Source organism: Phyllobacterium sp. K27 (assembly GCF_054796155.1).
The window spans coordinates 261,407-281,434 of the sequence record NZ_JBTWND010000004.1 but is presented as its reverse complement, the minus strand read 5'-3'; the positions used below and the strand labels follow the sequence as shown (position 1 = coordinate 281,434).

Below are 20,028 nucleotides of genomic sequence, written 5' to 3'. Positions count from 1 at the left end.
TAATGGTTTCAGCGTCGTTTCGATCGTTCCTGTTGGACTTTACATTCGGCGTTACGAATTGTGGGCTGATGAGCCGCACTTCATGACCCAGATCAGTTAATATTTGTGCCCAGTAGTGCGCACCATTCGAAGCTTCCATTCCAACCACACATGCTGGCAAATGTCACCAACATAGCGCCACTGCGCGGTTTCATCGATCCCTACGGATGGCGTCATCGCTTTTCATAATCTCGGCCCATAACTTCTTCCCAGCTGGGCTTTCTCAAGCCTTGAACATCGGTTTTACGCGTTTCCACCCGTCGGCGATGCTCGTCCTTGTCGGAACAGATAATCTCTATTTCAACGGCTGGCACTGCTGATCGCCTTGCAACCGCCAGCCAGGTATCCCGGGTTACCTTCAAGCAATTTACAGAGTCGGCAATGACCGTGTTGCCGAGCGTCAGATTGTCTTCGGCCATCCCGTAGGCAACCATGTATCCAGCAGCGCCGATGTCCGATTTCAACACTGCAGAAGCCCGGATATTTTGCTCGATGGTGTCAAGGCGCACATGAACCGCCCCCAGCTGCTTCGCCAACGCACGTGCGATTGTCGTTTTACCAGTGCCTGGCAAACCGCCAAAAATAATGAGCATGAAGAATTGCCTTCCCTATTGATGAGGTATCGAAACGCATTCAACTCCACCACGAAGCGATCATTGTCGTGGCGCACCGTCCCAAAGTCTGGCCATTGCCAATGTTGATATTGAAAGCTTGTTTGCATTGTCCAGAATCATAGGGGCCAAATATGGACGTTGCGCGAGTGCATGATCGAGAGAAGCGATTGGCTCGCCGCTCGCTAATGCCTCAAGCATGGCACTGCGGCCAATATCGAGTTCGCCGACTGCCAAGGCGTCAGCCAGTTTCAACGCATCGGCTAGGGTAGTATCCGACAGCACGCCTGTCCGGTGATCGTGCGACTGAATCGCCAGGAGGGCCACCGGGGGCAGATCTTGTTCCAGCCATTCTGCCGCCAACATGCCATGGCGGCGACGGTCTGCTTTGGTTTGGTCAAAATCCAGATCATGACAAATGCCGGTGATCTCCCAGAGAACGCTATCCTCGTTAAGGATGTTAGCAAGCTGCTTCATCAGATAACCGACAAAGATCGAATGGCGGGCTCGAATGCCATCTCCCAAGCTTGTCGAGGTCGGCCACAGCGGCGTCGAGCGCTTCCTGCCGGCGGCCGAAGATGAAGACGAAACCGCCCTCCTCGATGAAGCGCTTTGCAGCGGCGAGGCCGATGCCGGTGGCACCACCGGTGATCACGGCGGTCTTTCCATTCAATCTGGTCATATCGTGTATCCTTCGTTTCGCTAGCGGGTCTTCGCTGTACGGGAGGTCTTCCCGAGAAGCTCAATATGGCCCTGTCGAAGTCAGCCAGGCAGTGAGCAATCGCGCATATCGGTGGTGCGAAAACGATCCATATCGATAATCAAACGCCGCAATGTTCGCGCCAACTCCGGCTCTGTATGTTAGAACGAACTTCGAAGGCCGCATCGCGCGGCGCGGAGATGCACCATGATCGACTGGGATGACGTTCGTTACTTTCTCGCCGCCGCGCAAGGAGGCTCAGTGCGGACGGCCGCCAAACGTCTCGGGGTGAACCACGCGACCGTGCTGCGACGCATCGCTCAACTCGAGGACCGCCTCGGGGCGCAGATGTTCGAAAAGCTGCCTTCGGGCTACCGCCTGACAGCTGCGGGCGAGGAGGTCCTCGAGTTCGCGGACCAGATGCAAGCGTCATCGCACCAGCTGGAAACGCGTGTCTTGGGGCGCGATCAAAGCGTGCGGGGGCTTCTGCGGGTGACGCTGCCGGCGCCCCTCGCAGCACACCTGCTAATGCCGGACTTCGCGGATTTCGTACGTCTGCATCCTGGCATCGAAATGGAAATCCTGTCGTCCGGGGAGCTCGCAAATCTGACCAACCGAGAGGCCGACGTGGCGATCCGCGTCGTGTACGACCGCAAAACCCTGCCGCTCAATCTTCACGGTCTGAAGGGAGCGGAGGTGTTCGGCGGCTTCTACATGTCCGGTGATCGGTTGGCCGCGTGGCGCGCGGGCGCGCCGGATCTCAGGTGGATCGCCATAAGTGGTCATGGAGTACCGGACTGGGCCCGCGAGGGAGAGCTTCTCACGGCTGGAACTCCGTTCCGGACTATGGATTTCGAAGCGCAGATCGCGGCGGTACGGCAAGGGATCGGCATCACGGCGCTGCCGTGTTTCGTCGGAGATGCCGATCCCCTACTGGTAAGGGTGCCAGATACCAACCTATACCTGTATGGAACGGTTTGGCTTCTCACCCAAGGGGAGACACGCAAGACGAAGCGCGTGCGGCTCTTCACCGACTTCGTATCTCGCAGGCTCGCCGCATATGCTCCGCTTCTCGCGGGACTGTCTGTATCGCGCGACTAATGCGCATCAGGTCGCCCGGCGACGGTTGCAGCGGACAGGTGCTGCGAGCGGGCATGCCGGGATTTCAAAGCGCATTGGGTGATGCTCCGGCCGGCTCCGGACCGCCGAACCCTTGCCGCGTTCCGGCACGGCGTGCGGAGGCGTTCAAGACCCTGTTCCCAACGTCCCATCGTCGAGCTTGGTACCGGACAGAATTCACTTAAGCCGTGTGTACTCGTCTTCCACCCCGCCGAAGGAACCTATACACTTACGCTGGCCTTATCGAGGAAATGCTGCTCGAACGCGGGATACTGGTGTCCTACGAAACCATCCGACGCTGGGGACTCAAGTTCGGACCTGCCTATACCCGCCGGTTGCACCGCAAGCCGCCCTCCGGGAACAATGTCTGGCACCTCGATGAAAGTGTGCCGCGAGGCACCCACAGCAATGTGGGAGCCGAGCTGCACGGAAGATGAGGGTATGGCCCCTCGAAACCGACCGTCAGGGGTAGGTTTCAAACCACTGCAAGCTGTGACGGTAAAGAGCCGTGGTGGTGAGCGTTGTAGAAAAGGCGGACGTTATAGTCCGTCAGGTGAGGTTTAGAGAGACGAGCGCAAGCGAACCGCTGATGACGTGTCGAAAAGTGCAAGATGATGTCGAAACCGGGAGGAATTCGTTAGCCCGGGACGAGTCTGGGGGGCGACCTGATTTCTGCCCAGGCGGCATCCGGCATAAAGGCGGCGTGACTCTTAACCAGGCTTTCGTGTGGAACGCGGGAACCTGTCGCTCCGATGTTAAGGGAGAAACCCAAGCAGGCGGTCCCTGCGAGGGTGAGATTACCAAAGCGGAGCACAGGGGCGGAGCAGCCCGTAGTAGTGCTGAAGGTCCTGTAATGGGGCTGGAGCGAAGGGGTTGCGTTGTTCAGCTCTGGAGCAAGGACAACCGGCGACGGGAGGATCCTCGTGGATAGAGCAAAGCCGTATACGATTCCGAAAAGGGAGGTGTGGGAAGCATATAAGAGGGTTAGAGCCAACCAAGGAGCGGCTGGTATTGACGGCCAGACGATTGCGGACTTTGAGGCTGATCTTACGAACAACCTGTACAAGCTCTGGAATCGGCTGGCGTCGGGCAGCTACTTTCCGCCGCCGGTGCGGCGGGTCGACATACCCAAGAGCGATGGGAAGACGCGCCCGCTGGGCATACCTACGGTCGCCGATCGCATTGCGCAGATGGTGGTCAAACGCCATCTGGAACCAGAGGTGGAACCTAAATTCCACCCGGATTCCTATGGGTATCGGCCCGGCAAATCGGCGCTCGATGCGATCGACGTGGCCCGGCAGCGATGCTGGCGTTACAACTGGGTTCTTGATCTTGATATCAAGGCTTTCTTTGATAGCATCGAACCGGATCTGCTGATGCGGGCCGTGCGCAAGCACACCGATTGCCCGTGGGTGCTTTTATACATCGAACGATGGCTAGAAGCGCCAGTGCAGATGCCGGACGGAAGTCTCGTCGCCAGAGAACGGGGAACGCCACAGGGCGGGGTGATCAGCCCCCTCTTGGCAAACCTCTTTCTTCACTATGCGTTTGACATGTGGATGTGTCGGAATTTCCCGGACATTCCGTTTGAACGGTATGCTGACGACGCGATCTGTCATTGTCGGACCGAGGATCAGGCGATGGCGCTTCAGAAAGCTCTGGACGCGCGGTTTACTGACTGCGGGCTGACGCTTCATCCTGACAAGACTAAAATCGTCTACTGCAGGGATGAAAGTCGGCGAGGTACTCACCCGGTCTACAAGTTCGACTTTCTCGGCTACACTTTCCGGCCGAGACTTGTGAGCAAGAAGGCCGGGGGCATGGGTGTTTCATTCGGTCCTGCGGCCAGTCCGACGGCGCTCAAGGCGATACGGGGCACCATCCGTAGTTGGTCCTTGCATCTTCGCAGTGACAAGGCTCTCGATGATCTGGCACGGATGTTCAACTCGTATATCCGCGGCTGGATCAATTACTATGGTCGGTTCTGTCCTTCAGCTCTCCAACCTACGCTCTGGAGCATCGAACGATACTTGGCTCGATGGGCTTCGGGAAAGTACAAGTCCTTACGTAGACACAAGCGGCGATCCCGACATTGGCTTTTGCGCATCGCGCAGCGCCAACCTCGGCTGTTCGCCCATTGGCCTCTGCTTCATGGATACGGCAGAACAATGGGAGCCGGATGATGCGAGAGTATCACGTCCGGTTCTGAGAGAGCGTGGGGGTGAAACTCCCCCGCGCCACTCGCCTGGTGATCGCCATCGCGGGTAAGAAGCACCATCTGTGGCGAGCTGTCGACCAAGATGGCTATGTTCTCGACGAAATCGTTCAGAACCGTCGTAATACCAAGGCTGCCAGGCGATTGCTGCTGCGTCTGCTAAAGAAACAGGGCCTTGCGCCCAGACGCATCATCACAGACAAGCTTCGTTCCTATGGAGCAGCAAGAACGTCAGATCATGCCGACCATCGAGCATCGCTCGCACAAGGGGCTCAATAATCGCGCCGAGAATTCCAACGTTCCGTTACGAAAACGGGAATGGTCAATGCAGGGTTTCCGATCTTCCGGAGGCCTTCAACGCTCGTTTCGATCTTCTCCGCGCTGCGCAATCTGTTCGTTCCATCCCACCATGATCGCTCCGCTTCCCGCATTCATCTGCACCGGCTTCGTGCTATTGCAGAGTGGAAAATTGTAACCTACGCCCTCAACTGAAATCAACGCAAAGCGCATCGCTCCGCCAAAGTTCAGTTAACGTGATAAGGCCGTTAAAATCTCTAATATTGATCCAATTCTGAAAGATTCTTTCATGTCAGTAGAGCTAGACCGAATTGATCTAAAAATGCTGCGCTTGCTCCAGAAGAATGGCCGGCTGACCAACGCTGAACTGGCATCCTTCGCCGGCGTTAGTCCCGCGACTTGCCATCGCCGCACCCAGCGCCTCTTCGACGATGGTTATATCAAAACCGTCCGGGCAATGGTGCAACCGCAAATGGTGGATCGGGCTGCGTTGGTGATGGTCGGCGTGGTCCTGGACCGCTCGACACCGGAAAGCTTTGCCCAGTTCGAACAGGCGGTCTCCAAGCTCAGTTTCATCCTCGATTGCAATCTGGTTGCTGGAGATTTCGACTATTTCCTGAAGATCAGGGTCCGGGACATGGCGGACTTCAATCGCATTCACGGCAGCCAGCTAATTGGCCTGCCGGGTGTTCGCCAGACCAGAACCTTTTTCGTGATGAAAGAGGTCGTCGACAACGCGCCCCTTGATTTCTGATCACAATCGTTCCGTCTAACGCGGCATTGCCAGACCCAGCCCTAAGGCTGACGAACGTCGCTATCGTGCCGGGATGCTCGGCTCTCCAAGATCCCAGTAGAGACCCGCCATGATCGCCAATCCTTCCCGAGCAATTTCCAAGGGCAGATGCTCGTTTGGCGCATGCTGTGAACAGCCTGGGTAGGAATGCGGCACCCAGATTGTGCGCATTCCTAGAATGTCGGAGAATGTATCGTTCGGCAGCGATCCGCCGAGATTCGGGAGAAGCGCAGGTTTCTTTCCAGTGGTATGGGCAATCGAGGCGATAGCCCAATTCACCCATGGATCTTCCGGATCGAGGCGTGTGGCGTTGAAAATTTCATCGCGTGACAGGCCGGTTTCTACCATGGCGAAGCCATGTCGATCGAGGTGGCGGCGTACGGCTGGAAGCACAGCGCGCGGATCAACCCCGACAACTCTGGTGCCATTTTCCATGGCAATTGCTCGAAGCTCGCGATGATTGCTGGATGGCATGTCGTGGCTGGGAATATGAAAGAGATTGGCGATCGGGTCGTGGATGGAAACGAAGCGTTGAAGGTGCCTCGCTGACTTGAAGCGTTTCATGATCTTCTCACGCCGTCGGATCGGCTGATGAGAATTCTCGGCACGATTGTTCAGGCCCTTGTGCGAGCGATGCTCGACGCCGGGCATGATATCGCGTTTTGCGGCGCCATAGACCGAAGTTTGTCGGTCAATCGCTTCCGGATATCATTGGCAAAGTGCCTGCCGAATTTCTCAGCCCAGAGCCTCACGGTCTGGTGAGAGACAAGGACCCATGGGCTGCCAGCATATCCTCGACCATGCGCAGACTGAGCGGAAACCGGTAATAGAGCCAAACGGCATGGGCAATCACGTCGGCTGGAAATCGGTGGCGACGATAAAGAGGAGCACGGGCAAGTCTGGTCATGCCGCCAGATCCCGTATTTTTCTCGACGCCCGGTTAACGTTACAGTGCCTCTTTTTACACTGTCTCATAGCCGCGCGTATCCATTCCATCCCTCAGAGATGACGCCGACAAAAACTATCTATCTCGTTTTGAGAGATGAATTAGAGGATTGCCAATGAGAAGTATTACAACTTGCAAAAATGTGATGTTTCTATGGGACTTTCTTATGTTTAGCCGACAGAAGCGACAGCCATTCATTGTTCCCTGAAGCTAAGCAAGGCACAAACTTGCTCTATTCTTGTATCGATGCTCAAGCGTCGATCCGCATTCAGGATGGGGTGGCGAGGGGCCGTTCCTGCCCCTCGCCGATCATGCCGCATTCAAGGCCCGTTCAATTGCTTCGGGCTCCTTCTCGATAACTGTCAGCAGGATGCGCGAGGGTGCATCCACCGCACTCCTGCCCTGCTCCCAATCACGAACCCGGCCAATCGAAAACCCATACCTTGCAGCAAATGCGGCTTGCGATAAGCCGGTTTTAGTTCGGATTGCATGAACATCAATCGTTGCGGGAATGTGGATGCGGTAATCATCTGCGTTAGCCTCGCCTTTAGCGATAGCCAATGCTTCATGTGCACCCTGTAATATTCTGCTTCCGGCCTTGCTCATTTCTTCTTCCTCTCGCGGTCTGATCTGGCTTTCGCGTTCTCGCGCCAGATTCGAGGCAGTGCATTTAAAATTTTCTTCAATTCGTTCAGTTCAGTCTTCGATAAGTTGCCCTGTGATGACTTGCTGTAAACATCAAGCAAAAACACAGGAATATCCTCATCAGCATAATAGGTTATTATGCGATATCCGCCGCTTTTCCCCTTGCCTCTGGCTGCATATCTGACTTTCCGTGCGCCACCACTGCCAGCCATCACATCGCCGCCCGTTGGATTCTCAGCAATAAACGCAACAATATCAGCGCGCTCCAAATCACTGATGCCTTCATCGTATGCGGATGCCAAGAACGCGGGTGTTTCAATAACTGTTTGCATAATCATGTATACGATAGTTCCGTACCTCCGTCCATGGAAAAGTACGGAATTACCGTACTATTGGGGACGGCAACAAGATTTGTGCGTAATCATACGGCAAGCTAGAATGGACCGCGAACAACCCAGATGAAGCTCAATCTGGGCTGGAGATTGAGCTGCGAAGTACGCGGTAAATGGTTGAGGAATGCACATTGAGGGCCTGGGCGACGTCACGCGGGGAGTTACCTTCATGGAGCAGCTTCTGTCCAAGCGCAATTTGCTCGGCCTTGAGTGCAGGTGGCCGACCGAAACGGATACCTTTCTGCTTGGCAATAGATCGTCCGGCGCTTGTCCGTTGGTGAATAAGCGCCCGTTCAAATTCGGCGATGCCGCCAAAAACCGTCAGAACCATGCGCCCGGCCGGCGACGTTGTATCTGCCCATGGCTCAGCGATTGATCGCAATCCAGCGCCGAGTACGTTCAGTCGCTCGGCGATGTCAAGGAGATCCCGCGTTGAGCGTGCCAATCGGTCCAAGCGGGTGATCACCACCACGTCGGTATCACGCAAATGATCGAGCATGCGTTCGAGCTGTACCCGGTCGCGTTTTGCACCGGAGACTTTCTCCTCATAGATTTTCTTGCAGCCGACCTCAGTGAGAGCAGCTCTTTGCTGTTCAAGGTTCTGATCGTCGGTGGAAACACGAGCATATCCAAGAAGCATATCAAATCCGTTGCAAAAATCGTTCGCATAATTTTACTTTTGCGTCTGACTTTTGCAACATAAAAATCGCAATACTTTCAATGGATGAACGAAGTGTTCCAAAATTTAGGATTCGCGCGACAGCCGCCAAGAACCCTTGGTGTCACTGGCCTCTGCTGAGAAGCCAGTGACACCGCGCATGATAATATCAGTCGTTGGCAGGTAGCATCTGAGGATTCCAGACGATTTCCCAGAGGTGTCCGTTGGGATCACGGAAATACCCGGCGTAACCACCGTAGAACGTGTCCTGCGGAGCCTTGATGATCTCCGCACCCGCGCGCTGCGCCGAATCCATCCTTCCGGTGCAGGACGTTGTGTCCGATCGTGAAGGCGGTGGAAGAGACGCGATGTTTCGGCAGACCGGTGTCGTAGGAAATATCATCTTGCGCCCAAATCGCGAGTTTCAGCCCGCCCGACAGGTCGAAGAAGGCAACCGCACCATGTTCGAACTCGCGGCCGACGATGCCCTCGGTCGGAAGGCCAAGACCGTCACGATAGAAAGCAAGCGATTGTTCGAGATCGGCAACGCCGAGTGTGACAACAGAAATTCGAGGCTTCATGTCCATACTCTTTGCTATCGACGCACGCACCATGCATGCGCCCTGATAGTCTTGGGCCGCTACCCGGGGTAGCGGAAGGACCCGCTCGAACGGGGGCCGGGCCAACCTTCCCGACCTAACCTGTTTTAGACAGCCTATGGCTACCCCTCTGAGCGCCGAGCGTCAATGACTACTCCCCCCATCGCACGTTTATTTGTCGCAATAATCCCAAGTTTTGTTTCGGTTTCGCTCCCGTTTTTTGTTCCGTCGCATAATAGGGATTTCCGCGACGGAGTGCACGGAGTAGATTCCGAGCAGCCCTTCAGGAACGGAAATCGCCTTGCTTATCGGATATGCCCCCGTTTCAACCGACGACCAAACCTTGGACCAGCAGCGCGAGGCGCTGAAGGCGAATGGGTGTAAACGCATTTATGGCCCCTGAACATTAAAGATAGGGTATTCGGCTTGAGCCTCATCTCCAACGATTGCGGATTGTGGTGCTGCGCTTCGAGCTGATGATAAAACGTGGTCATGTTTTGAAACAGCCACAAGCATCAGAAGAGGAAGCGCAGCGTGAAGCACTATACGGGATTGGACATTTCGGTGAAAGAGACGTCAATTTGCATTGTTGACGAAACGGGCAAGATTTGCCGAGAAGTGAAGGTGGCCAGTCATCCTGATGATCTGATTGCAGTCCTAGAGGATCCGCAATGGTGTCGCTTTGCCTTTAATTCCGAGATTTGTCGCGTTTGGCGTCGACGAAGGTTCTTCTTTGCCCTTAAATGCGAGATGGCGACCAGGTTCGTTCGATGGCTTTCGATGTCGAGGCATGACGTCGGTTCTCAATCTGGCGAGCGATCCGATTGACGGTTACGAGCAAGCGGTCCTCCTTTTGATAAGTACGGAGCAAGGCGACTCTGGCGAAGTCATCAATATCAGTGGCAAACAACGCCGCTTTGAGCAGCGGACGCTTCTGGACCACTGCAATCGCGGCGAGACAGACAAGACGGATGTCCGGATTGAAGCTCTGCAGTGCCGAAGCTGGAGCTCCGCAGACATTCTTTAGTGCCATCGCAAAGGTAACGCCGCGCATTGCCCGTCGGATTTGGCGGATGCTGTTCTGCATTGCCGCTTGCTCGAGCAGAACCGACCCAGTTCGTGCGTGCTGAAGCAATTTCTGAGTCACGACGGCCCTACCCAACTTGGGCAATGTCGATGTTAGCATCGCGCCACAGATTTGACAGTCGAATGCCCAAGCTCGTCGCCAATGCTTGAGTGCCACGCTGCGCAACGTACAGTTCGGACAGGCCTGGAAGGGAAATAGCGCGGTCAGCGCAGCTTCGGTATCGTTCAATGCGGGAAAGGCCAGGGACTGGATAAGCTCGGGAGTAACACGCGTAGCCAGGGCGATCTTTTCGGCTGCGCCTGCTTCGAGCCCGAAACCGAGGGAAACTGCATACCGATAATCCACGCCGATATGCGCCAGAAGATCGACGAACTCGCAGTAGTTGGCAGTCGCAAGCCGTGTGAGCCAGCCAGAAAGCAACTCATCTTGGAAAGGCATGACAGTCTTTGGCAGCGGGCGCAGTTTATGAGCCCGCCTGCTCCAGCCACCGTTGCGCAGACGCATGACGCGACCAGACGGGAGACCATCTGACGACCGCGCCATCGGTGATGCATTCCTCGCCCGAGTGGATGGCATCGATGGAAAGATCCTTGACCAAAGAGAAGATGCGCGATGTCACTCCACCGGTCAGCGCCAATATCTGCTTGAGGGGTTTTATATTCAGATTGGATTTCTTCGCGAGTGGCATCGCCGCGATAAGGGACTGGATCATATCAGAGAATTCGGCATCGTCACGCCAGTTTGGCAAATGATGCTCATCGAGCCGCCGGGCCAGTTGAACATCGCCGCGGATGGCATCGACTGCCTCACTAACCCCGAAGCAGACCAGCGAGGATGTGTAGATAGAATCGCCGCTCGTCAGGAGCCGGCGGTGCCTGCAACAGCAGAAGTGGTGTTGGCAGGAAGCTGACCCGAAACGCATCCATGTCGAAGAAAATGTCGCCCGACATCTCCGCGGCCAAAGCCTCCCATTTGGCAACGGGCGTACAGCCGAGGCTCGAGTGAATGCTGTTGTTGTAGCGGCAGATTTCCAGGGCGAACCAGCTATCGAATTCACTCAGAGTCATCGCCGCCTTGGCTTCGGCCTTATAGCTGCCTTTGGCGGCAACGGACGATTGCGTGGTTCCAGGCAACAGGTGGACCGCACCCATCATCGTGCCAATTAGCCGCTCGATGTGCCCGCCGAAGTGTGGGCTCCCTCGGGGCCTGTACTCAAGGTCAATTCCCCATTCCGCACAGGCCGCCTGAAACGCCTTGGATCGGAAATCACGGCCGTTGTCTACGTGGATGCTGCGCGGTTTGCCCTGTGCGGGCCAAGGTGCAGTGCAGTCGATCTCGGAGAGTAATTCTGCCTTCGGCGCCACCGCCCGCGTAAGGCAAAGCGCCACCGAAAGGCGCGAGGGCGCATCGAAGCTGACGTAGTAGCCGTTGACGATCCGCGTTGCGATGTCGATCGCAAGCGTCACCCAGGGACGTCCGATGGGTTTGCGTTCAAAACTGTCGACAAGAATGATGTCTGCAGGCGTATGGTCGATCTGAATGACATCCAGAGGTAGTTCGGCCCTGTTCTTACCTGTTACGGGCGCAAACCTTTGACGTGCTGCCTTTGCGCCCTCTCTCGCCTTCATGACTTCACGCTCATCCATCGCATCAAGACGTCGCTGAATTGTTCGCCGTGTCGGCGCTTGTAGCCCGAGTTCACCACAGGCGATCTGGATCTCCAACACCACCCGTGACAGGCTCGATCGTTCCCGCCGCAAGTAGTAGCGGCGAAGATACTCTTCGATGAGCGCCTCAACCTCGCTGGATATGACCGTTGCGCCTGCACGGCGTCCGCGCTTCCCCGGCACCAACGCACTGGTCCGCCCGCCGTCATCGGCAAGGCGCCGTATCCAGCGCCAGACCGTCGCCCTGCTTACGCCCAGCTCCCAGATCGCATCATGAATACCGCTTTCCAAACTGCCCGTGCCAGAAACATATTCCTGAACAAGTGGCCGCAAGACGGCCGCTTTCCGCGCGGCTTCAGCACCAATCGCCCCGGCGTGGTCCCCTTCCCTATCCATAGCAGCCAGCCATACGCTTCTGTTAACCCTGTCTCAAATTTAAAGGCAAAATATCACATTTAGAGACAAAGGAACGACTTTGATTTTGTTGAATTCCTCATCTCGCCTTTAAGAGCAAAGTGACAGCCAGTGTCGCATTTCTAACTGGCTGGCGACGTTGCACCTCTAACAAGCTTTGACATGTGTGTAGCCGGGCACATTCTATTTTAAAGTGCAACATGCCAATAAATTCATGTGGTTAGCTGGTTGGCGGCAGCTGGAACGGCTGCTTCATCGAAATATTCAACAGCGACTGGTGGCCTGTGCGTGCGCGCAGGCCACCAGTCGGAATAGTTTATCGACAGGACAAGCGAAGTCCGGTCGCCCTGATGAAATATCCGCCAGCTCTCGTCGCGTATCAGTGGCTGTGTCCGGGATGTACGTCCGGCGGAATCGGGCAAATGTAAGCCTTTCCATCGGTCTTTTCTAGCCATTCCATCTTGGCCGCGACCAGCAGTTCCGGCGAGGTCATCAATGACAATCCGGTCGTAGCAAGGGCCTTTGCGGCATGTGCCATCGCCTTGTGGGCCGCCGGGCTCTTGCCCTGCGCCACAACCTGCCAGGTATGCGGATTGGTGCCGATTGCCCAGGCCGGCGTCCAGCACTGCGCCGTTGGAGTGACCCAGCTGACATCGCCGACATCCGTCGAGCCCGCACGGAAATGCGACTGTCCGTCAAAGGCGCGCAGGCCGAGGTGCAGCGGCGGCGAGCCGTCCACCTTCGTGTTTGAAAACACGTCGCCCATGATCTGATAAAGCTTGATGCTGCTCTTTATTGCCTCTTCTGTGAACGTCTCCTGGATCGATTTCGCAAATGCGATATCGGCTTCATCGAAAGCGACCGGTCCCAACGCCACCATGTTCTCGTGGATAGCTGTTTCGAGCGTGATGTTCGGCAAGAGGTTGGTGGAAGCGGTGTCGAAGATAATCTCGACCTCGGTTTCGGTCATCATCGCCGCACCCCGCGCAACCTTGTCGACGCGCGTCGCAAGATCGAGGGCTTGCAGCATTTCAGGAGCACGAACCAGATAGAGCACCTCCGCCTGCGCCTGCACGACATTGGCGGCCTTGCCGCCTGTGTCGGTAATGGCGTAATGCAACCGGCAGTCCTGCGGCATGTGTTCGCGCAGGAAATTGACGCCGACATTCATCAATTCAACTGCGTCGAGCGCTGAACGGCCGAGATGCGCCGAGTTGGCTGCATGAGCAGCCTGCCCCTTGAAACGGTAGAAGTATTCCAGCACGGCCAGATTATTGGTCGATCGGACACCGTTGAACGGCGCCGGGTGCCAGGTCAGTGCGGTATCAACGTCGTCGAACAAACCCGCCCGAACCATAAAGGTCTTGCCCGAACCGCCTTCCTCGCCGGGGCAACCGTAATAGCGCACGGTGCCGGAAAGATTGTTTTCTTCAAGATGCCGTGCAAGCGCAACCGCCGCCATCAGCGAACCCACACCCAACAGATTGTGGCCACAGCCATGTCCGGCGGCGCCTGATGTGATCGGCTTCGGCTTGGCGATGCCGGCGGACTGGCTCATTCCCGCCAAAGCGTCGAACTCCCCGAGAAAAGCGATCACCGGCTTGCCGTTACCGAACTCGCCGACAAAGGCGGTGTCCATGCCCGCCACGCCACGCTGCATCGCAAAGCCGTTTTTCTGAAGCGTTTGCGCGATCAGATCCGATGAGCCTTTTTCCTCGAATTTGAGCTCTGCGAAATCCCATATCATGTCGCTGAGTCTGGCGTATTCAGGCTTCATCGCGTCGATGGCTGCCGATAGCGAGGTAATAGCTTGCTGGTTCATGGCCTGTGCTCGTTCTGTCTGTTGCACCGGATGAAGGGCGCAATTTTTCAATCGGAAAATTGCCGATAATCATAAGGTATGGAAGGGATGTCATGCCGGGTCCGCCACCGGCGCGACATTTGTGGCTCAGTTTTCGATCGACACTTCCCAGAGCCTTGCGTTGGACTGCCAGACGGGCGTTCCCTTGAGCTTCTTCGTCGCGCCCCAGACATCGACCATGTCGTAGAGGAAGATGCCCGGCATTTCCTGCCGCATCAGCTCGTGGAATTTGTCGAAGATCACCTGACGCTTGGCCTGGTCGCCTTCGACATAGGCCTGGTTCATCAGATCGATTGCTTCAGGATTGTCCCACATCAGCGACGCGTCCTCGGACTTGTCGCCGACGTAAAAGCTATAGGCGAACACAGGGTCGAAGCGCGGTGCGACCGACTGCGAGATGACCTGGTAGTTGCCGGAGCGACGGCGCTCTACCTGGGTCGCGTAGTCGAGCACTTCGATCTGGATGTTCAGGCCGACCTGTTGCATCATCGCCTGGGCGATGACCGCTGCCGGATAGCTCGGCACATCGCCGCGCTTGTTGGCGATGATGGTGATCGGTTCGGCATTATAGCCAGCGTCCGCGAGTTCCTTCTTCGCCATTTCCAGATCGTAGGGAATGCGCTTCTTCTGTATGTCGCTGTAGTAGACTGAATTGGAGGCGACCAGTGAGCCGTTGGCGCTGCCGGTACCGTTCGATGCGGCTGCCACAAGTTCGTCGAGATCCAGCGCTGCGGCCATTGCCCTGCGTACGCGAGGATTGCTCAGGACCTTGTCTTTGGTCTGCATGTAGAACAGGTTCTTGCCGTTATTGGGAGCAACGATCAGTTGCAGGTTCTTGCTATCGCGGAATTCCGGAATGGCATCCGGCGGAATGTCGGAGGCATGCAAGACACCAGATTCGAGGCCGGCCTTCACGGTTGCACCGTCCGGAATGATCATCATCTTGATGCGATCGACTAGAGGGCGCTTGGAGCCGACAAGACCGTCTGGCTTGCCGTCATTGGCTGGCGAGATGTAGTCGTCGAATTTGATTAGCGTCAGATATTCGCTCTTCTTCCACTCGCCCCATTTGAAGGGACCGGTGCCGATCGGCGCAACGAAGCTCCCATTGGCAGCCACTGATGCCTTGGACATGATTCCCGAATAGCCGCATTCGGGCCGCGAAAGATTACCAAGAAAGGCACCACTCGGCGAGACAATCTTGATGGCGACTGTGATCGCGTCGATCGCTTTGACAGACTCGATCTTGGTCTTCTTGCTGCCATTGAAATCCGTCAGGCAGCTCCACTTTGTAGCGGGATCCAGATAGCGCGTGAAGGTCCATACGACCTGTTCAGCAGTCAGCGGATCGCCGTTGTGGAACTTGACGTCCTCGCGGAGCTTGAAGGTGTAGGTCAGGCCGTCACTGGATGTCTCAAAGCTCTTGGCGAGCAGCGGCTTGATCTCGCCGTTGTCGGCCTGGCCGACCAGCCCTTCGACGATGTGACGGATGACGCCATCGGTATTGCCGTCGCGGTTGACCCCCGGATTGTTGCTCCGGAGGTCAGAATTCAATGCGACGACGATTTCGGAGCCGAGTACCGGTGCCGTCATCCCGATCAACATGCAGCTTGTGAGTATTGCATTTCTCATCTTGTTTCCCTTGCTTGTATGATTGTCAGAAGCGATCCCAGCAGGTACGTGCCAACCTACCTATTGTCTCGAGAGACATCGTGTAACCGGGTGTGCCATCGGAAAGGACCTGTGGCACTTCGTCGGTGTATGCGGTGATGATAAAGAATGGAGCGCCGTTCTTGTAGACGATACCGGCATCCATGCGTCCACGCTTGCCGCGCCCGCTTTTGCTGGCGACGACCGTTTCGAACGGCAGGCGCGAGTGGATGCCATATCGCAGGACCTGGCTGCGCAAGGTCTGCAGAGCCCATGCGCAAAGTTCCGGGCTGCAACCCAACTTTGCCTGCGCTTCTGTGGACGTCTGGGCATCGAGAATGAGCTGCAGCAGGAGAACCTGATCAGCGGCCGAGGTCGTTGTCACTGTGTCGAGCGGATGATCCTGGGCGAGGAGGAGGGGCGGAATGAGGAAGCGGTGGTGAGTGTTGACCATGCCCAGTGACTTGCAGTAGCCGTCGACCTCTTCGAGTGTCAGCCGTTCCAACACCATCTTGGTGCAGACATTGTCGCTCAGTACCATCATGCCGGTGACCGCGTCCCGCAGCGGGATGACGATGCCCGGGGTCATATAGCGGAACATGCCGCTGGCGACTTCCTCAGCGAGGCGCTTCTCGTAGACGACCTTCTCGTCGAGGTTGATGCGGCCTTCAGATGCTGCCTTGAGAGCGGCCATCATGATCGAGGTCTTGCGGGTGCTACCCGACGGGGTTTCTTCGTCTTCGCCGCGTCCGACAGTCTCGCCAGTCAAGATGTTCTTCGCCTGGAACCGGGTAATGAAGGGCTGTGCCTCGCAGATCTCGTTGAGACCCTGCGCAAGAGTACCCGAATTGCTTGTGTCCAACTTCATGCCTCCAGACGCCATTTGAGTGTTACGCCGCCCCTGTCGTTCTGGTCGAGGGCGGGAATGGCCGAAAGAAGCCGGCGCGTATAGGCCTCCCTCGGATGATCGAAAATCGTGTCGCGGTCACCCTGCTCGATGACCCGTCCGTTCTGCATGACGACGACGCGGTCGGCGACCTGCTCTACGACGCCCAGATCGTGGCTAATGAACAAGCAGGAGAAGCCGTAACGCTTCTGCAGGTCGGAGAAGAGATCTAGCACCTGCGCCCGCACGGTCACGTCGAGCGCCGAAACCGGCTCGTCGGCGATCAGAAATCGTGGGCGACGGGCAACGGCTCGGGCGATTGCCACACGCTGGCGCTGGCCGCCTGAAAGTTCATGCGGATAGCAGTTGAGGTAGTCGGGACCAAGCCCGACCTCTTCCAGGGTCTCCACGGCCCGCTTGTGTTTTGCCGGACCGTCGAGACCGGGAACCAGACGCAGCGCCTCCTCGACCAGCGCGATGATGGTCATGCGCGGGTCCAGCGACGAATAAGGATCCTGGAACACCATCTGGCAGTTTAGGCGATAATCCTGCCAGTCGTGGTCTCGGGCTTGTCCCTGGAACTGGATGACGCCCCGGCTTTCCTTGACAAGGCCGGCAATGGTGCGGCCGAGCGTGGTCTTGCCCGATCCGGAGCCGCCGACCAACGCCACGACCTCACCTTCATGGATGTCGATGCTGACGCCATGCAGCGCCCGCTTCGGCTCTGCCTTCTTCAGGAGAGACTTACGGCCGGGATAATCGACGACGATGTCTCGAGCCGAGACCATCGGTGCATTCGACGCGTCGATCACCCGCGCTGCGCTACGCAGCGGCAACGAGGACAGGAGCTTTTTCGTATAGGCATGCTGCGGCGCATCGAGCAGAGCCTCGGTGCTTCCATACTCGACGATCTCGCCCTTCTCCATCACAACGATTCGATTGGTGTAGCGCGCCACCATCGGCAGGTCGTGGCTGATCAAAAGCACAGCAGTGCCCTCGGCGGTCGTCAGTTCCACCATCAGTTCCATGACATCGCGCTGGATGACGGCGTCGAGTGCGGTGGTCGGCTCATCGGCGATCAGCAGTGCCGGCTTCAGTAGCATTACCGAGGCGAGCATGATCCGCTGACGCATGCCGCCGGAGAACTCGTGCGGATAGGAGGTCAGCGCGCCTTCCGGATCTCCGATACCGACCCGGCGCAGCATCTCGAGGATCGCCGCACGCCGTTCTTCCGGTGTCAGCTTGGTGTGAAGGACAAGCCCCTCCTCGAGCTGGCGGCCGATCAGCATCGATGGATTGAGCGATGTCATCGGCTCCTGGAATACCACGCCGATTTCTGCGCCGCGCAGCTGTCGCAGTTCGTTCTCGCTCATGCCTAAGACATCGCGGCCCTTGTAGGAGATCGCCCCGCCGGACACTTTGATGGCTGGTGGCAAAAGAGAAATCAGCGAACGGGTGGCAAGTGTCTTGCCCGAGCCGCTTTCGCCGACGATGCCGAAAATCTCGCCGGGCGCGATCTCGAAGGAGATTTTATTGACCACCTGGTGGTTGGTCCTGTCGACCTCGAGCGAGAGGTCGCGAACGCTGATCAGTGTGTCCGGGATCATTTAAGGCCTCGCATGCGGGGGTCAAGCTTGTCGCGAAGCGCATCGCCCAGGAGATTGATGCCCAGCAGCGTCATGGCAATGCACAGACCCGGGAAAAGGCCGAGCCAGACAGCCTGCTGGATGAACGGTCGGCCGGCGGCCAGCATGTTGCCCCAGGTCGGAGCCGGCGGCGGTACGCCGAGACCGAGGAAGGACAGTGCGCTTTCCGACAGGATGGCCCAGCCGAACATCGACGTCGCCAGCACTGTGATCGGCGCCAGGCAATTGGGCATGACATGGCGGAACAGGGTGTAGAGTTCGCTATTGCCCATCACCCTAGATGCCTCGACGAACTCGCGTTCGCGCAGGGACAGGACGGCGCCGCGCACGACGCGGGCCATCGAAGGCGTGTAGGCGATGCCGAGCGCAAAGATGATGCCGTATTGATTGGCACCGAACACGGCGAGCAGTCCGAGTGCCAGCAGGATGCCCGGAAAGGCGAGAAGCGCATTGTTGACGGCCATGATGATGCCGTCCACCCAACCGCGGGCATATCCGCTGACCAGACCGATCAGGGTGCCGCAGATCGTCGCGAAGCTGACGGTCAGAAAACCGATCCAGACGCTGGCCCGCGCACCGACCATCAGCCGGCTAAGGACATCGCGTCCGAACTCGTCGGTGCCGAGCCAGTGGGCACCCCCCGGCGCGGCGAGCTTTGCCGTGAACGACAGCTTCATCGGATCGAACGGCGTCCAGAAGAGGCCTATGGCGGCACAGATAAGAAGGGCGGCGGTCAGGATGCCGCCGATGAGACCGTTGAAGGTGAGCTTTTTCATTCGGCGACAACACGCGGATCAAAGAGGGGGTAGAGCAGGTCTACGAACAGGTTGACCAGAACATAGGAGAGCGCGATGACCAGCAAGCAGCCCTGAATGACCGGGTAGTCGCGCTGGAAGATGCTGTCGACCATCAGCCGGCCGAGACCCGGCACCGTGAAGACGGTCTCAATGACGGCGATGCCGCCGAGCAGATTCCCGAGGATCAGCCCGATCATCGTCCATGTCGGACCAAAGGCGTTCTTGAAGGCATGGCGCCAGAGCACGGCGCTTTCTGATAGGCCCTTTGCGCGCGCATGGGTGATGTAGTCGAGCCGCAAAACTTCAAGGGTCGAGGCCCGCGCCATACGGATTAACACGCCCGCCTCGTGGATCACCAGCGTCATTACCGGCAGCACAAGGTAGAGCATACCGCCGACAAGGTCGTCTCTGATGGAAACATAGCCGAGAACGGGCAGCCAACTGAGCTTGAGGCCGAAGAACAGCAAAAGTAGCAGACCGAGCCAGAAGGTCGGGATGGAGAGAAGCACCGTCGCCGTGCCGACGAGCATCACATCCGTCGGGCTGTTCTGCCGCCATGCTGCAATCACACCGGCCGGCACCGCGATCAGGCTGGCGAGCAAAACCGCGACGACGACGATCTGCGCGCTGACCATGAAGCGGGACATCACCAGCGGCAAGATCGGCTCGCCATTGATGATCGACACACCGAAGTCGCCGTGAAGAACGTTGCCAGCCCAGATCAGGAATTGCTGCAGCATCGGCTGGTCGAGACCAAGTTCAACGCGCATGGCAGCGATCTGGTCGGGTTGCGCTTGGTCGCCCAGCATCAACGCGGCAGGATCGCCGGGAATGAAGCGGATCAAGGCGAATACGGCTATCGAAACGAGAGCGATAGTGGGCAGCGCCATCAATAGCCGGCCTAAAATGAAACGTGTCATAGAGTTCCCTCGCTGTCTACGGATTGCCCGCACAGCATTATTGATTAGACTATGACGAATTGTGCCGATAGGTGCAATATTATGAA

Annotated in this window: 16 protein-coding genes and 9 pseudogenes; 6 read left to right on the top strand and 19 right to left on the bottom strand. The window is 57.2% G+C overall.

The features are described 5' to 3' along the window. Position 1: 1 nt before the first annotated feature. From ACYJL1_RS22840 to ACYJL1_RS22825, 4 genes and pseudogenes are all read right to left on the bottom strand, one after another. Positions 2-160 (bottom strand): annotated as a pseudogene (locus ACYJL1_RS22840) (IS110 family transposase); the annotation flags it as partial. Positions 161-221: 61 nt separating this feature from the next. After that, a pseudogene (locus ACYJL1_RS22835) lies at positions 222-632 on the bottom strand (AAA family ATPase); the annotation flags it as partial. A gap of 60 nt (positions 633-692) precedes the next feature. Continuing rightward, the gene (locus ACYJL1_RS22830; RefSeq protein ID WP_460899407.1) at positions 693-1,127 is read right to left on the bottom strand and encodes a hypothetical protein; all 435 of its coding nucleotides are present in this window, start codon (positions 1,125-1,127) and stop codon (positions 693-695) included. A 4-nt stretch (positions 1,128-1,131) separates the two neighbouring features. Next, positions 1,132-1,332, bottom strand: a pseudogene (locus ACYJL1_RS22825) (SDR family NAD(P)-dependent oxidoreductase); the annotation flags it as partial. 225 nt (positions 1,333-1,557) lie between these two features. Between ACYJL1_RS22825 and ACYJL1_RS22820 the strand changes: the two are divergent. The 5 genes and pseudogenes from ACYJL1_RS22820 (at position 1,558) to ACYJL1_RS22800 (ending at position 5,735) form a co-directional block, all read left to right on the top strand. Further along, positions 1,558-2,451: a LysR family transcriptional regulator gene (locus ACYJL1_RS22820; protein ID WP_460899406.1), complete on the top strand. Its 894-nt coding sequence runs from the start codon at positions 1,558-1,560 to the stop codon at positions 2,449-2,451. Positions 2,452-2,708: 257 nt separating this feature from the next. Beyond that, positions 2,709-2,858: pseudogene (locus tag ACYJL1_RS22815) on the top strand (IS6 family transposase); the annotation flags it as partial. A 534-nt stretch (positions 2,859-3,392) separates the two neighbouring features. Then, on the top strand, positions 3,393-4,652 hold the full coding sequence (ltrA, locus tag ACYJL1_RS22810; protein ID WP_460899357.1) for a group II intron reverse transcriptase/maturase: 1,260 nt from the start codon (positions 3,393-3,395) through the stop codon (positions 4,650-4,652). 62 nt (positions 4,653-4,714) lie between these two features. Then, a pseudogene (locus ACYJL1_RS22805) lies at positions 4,715-5,176 on the top strand (IS6 family transposase); the annotation flags it as partial. 94 nt (positions 5,177-5,270) lie between these two features. Beyond that, positions 5,271-5,735: an Lrp/AsnC ligand binding domain-containing protein gene (locus tag ACYJL1_RS22800; RefSeq protein WP_460899405.1), complete on the top strand. Its 465-nt coding sequence runs from the start codon at positions 5,271-5,273 to the stop codon at positions 5,733-5,735. 60 nt (positions 5,736-5,795) lie between these two features. On the opposite strand, the pseudogene ACYJL1_RS22795 reads toward ACYJL1_RS22800, so the two are convergent. From ACYJL1_RS22795 to ACYJL1_RS22770, 6 genes and pseudogenes are all read right to left on the bottom strand, one after another. Next, positions 5,796-6,191, bottom strand: a pseudogene (locus ACYJL1_RS22795) (M20 peptidase family dipeptidase); the annotation flags it as partial. Continuing rightward, positions 6,178-6,681, bottom strand: a pseudogene (locus ACYJL1_RS22790) (IS6 family transposase). The pseudogenes ACYJL1_RS22790 and ACYJL1_RS22795, both read right to left, overlap by 14 nt. 348 nt (positions 6,682-7,029) lie before the next feature. After that, complete coding sequence (locus ACYJL1_RS22785; RefSeq protein ID WP_460899404.1) at positions 7,030-7,326, bottom strand: helix-turn-helix domain-containing protein; 297 nt, start codon at positions 7,324-7,326, stop codon at positions 7,030-7,032. After that, positions 7,323-7,703: a type II toxin-antitoxin system RelE/ParE family toxin gene (locus ACYJL1_RS22780; RefSeq protein ID WP_460899403.1), complete on the bottom strand. Its 381-nt coding sequence runs from the start codon at positions 7,701-7,703 to the stop codon at positions 7,323-7,325. The genes ACYJL1_RS22785 and ACYJL1_RS22780 overlap by 4 nt, the downstream gene beginning before the upstream one ends. A 127-nt stretch (positions 7,704-7,830) precedes the next feature. Then, a complete protein-coding gene (locus ACYJL1_RS22775) occupies positions 7,831-8,397 on the bottom strand; it encodes a recombinase family protein (protein WP_460899402.1) in 567 nt (188 codons plus the stop codon). A 187-nt stretch (positions 8,398-8,584) separates the two neighbouring features. Beyond that, positions 8,585-8,996 (bottom strand): annotated as a pseudogene (locus ACYJL1_RS22770) (VOC family protein). 552 nt (positions 8,997-9,548) lie between these two features. Between ACYJL1_RS22770 and ACYJL1_RS22765 the strand changes: the two are divergent. Further along, positions 9,549-9,662, top strand: a pseudogene (locus ACYJL1_RS22765) (IS110 family transposase); the annotation flags it as partial. Between the two features lie 91 nt (positions 9,663-9,753). Here the strand turns inward: ACYJL1_RS22765 and ACYJL1_RS22760 are convergent. The 9 genes from ACYJL1_RS22760 to ACYJL1_RS22720 all read right to left on the bottom strand — a co-directional run bounded on the left by ACYJL1_RS22760 (position 9,754) and on the right by ACYJL1_RS22720 (position 19,942). Continuing rightward, a complete protein-coding gene (locus ACYJL1_RS22760) occupies positions 9,754-10,539 on the bottom strand; it encodes a TniQ family protein (RefSeq protein ID WP_460899401.1) in 786 nt (261 codons plus the stop codon). 25 nt (positions 10,540-10,564) lie between these two features. Continuing rightward, a complete protein-coding gene (locus ACYJL1_RS22755; protein ID WP_460900016.1) occupies positions 10,565-10,849 on the bottom strand; it encodes a hypothetical protein in 285 nt (94 codons plus the stop codon). A gap of 61 nt (positions 10,850-10,910) precedes the next feature. Further along, positions 10,911-12,164, bottom strand: a complete 1,254-nt coding sequence (locus ACYJL1_RS22750; protein WP_460899400.1) for a DNA-binding domain-containing protein — start codon at positions 12,162-12,164, stop codon at positions 10,911-10,913. A gap of 397 nt (positions 12,165-12,561) precedes the next feature. Next, positions 12,562-14,004, bottom strand: a complete 1,443-nt coding sequence (locus tag ACYJL1_RS22745) for a M20 family metallopeptidase (RefSeq protein WP_460899399.1) — start codon at positions 14,002-14,004, stop codon at positions 12,562-12,564. A gap of 126 nt (positions 14,005-14,130) precedes the next feature. Then, on the bottom strand, positions 14,131-15,636 hold the full coding sequence (locus ACYJL1_RS22740; RefSeq protein WP_460899398.1) for an ABC transporter substrate-binding protein: 1,506 nt from the start codon (positions 15,634-15,636) through the stop codon (positions 14,131-14,133). Positions 15,637-15,700: 64 nt separating this feature from the next. Then, positions 15,701-16,561 carry a serine hydrolase gene (locus ACYJL1_RS22735; RefSeq protein WP_460899397.1) on the bottom strand — a complete coding sequence of 287 codons (861 nt, stop codon included), beginning with the start codon at positions 16,559-16,561 and terminating at the stop codon, positions 15,701-15,703. Continuing rightward, the gene (locus tag ACYJL1_RS22730; RefSeq protein ID WP_460899396.1) at positions 16,558-18,186 is read right to left on the bottom strand and encodes an ABC transporter ATP-binding protein; all 1,629 of its coding nucleotides are present in this window, start codon (positions 18,184-18,186) and stop codon (positions 16,558-16,560) included. The genes ACYJL1_RS22735 and ACYJL1_RS22730 overlap by 4 nt, the downstream gene beginning before the upstream one ends. After that, entirely contained in the window at positions 18,183-19,001 is an 819-nt protein-coding gene (locus tag ACYJL1_RS22725) for an ABC transporter permease (protein WP_460899395.1), read from the bottom strand. The genes ACYJL1_RS22730 and ACYJL1_RS22725 overlap by 4 nt, the downstream gene beginning before the upstream one ends. Further along, entirely contained in the window at positions 18,998-19,942 is a 945-nt protein-coding gene (locus tag ACYJL1_RS22720; RefSeq protein WP_460899394.1) for an ABC transporter permease, read from the bottom strand. The genes ACYJL1_RS22725 and ACYJL1_RS22720 overlap by 4 nt, the downstream gene beginning before the upstream one ends. Positions 19,943-20,028 lie beyond the last annotated feature (86 nt).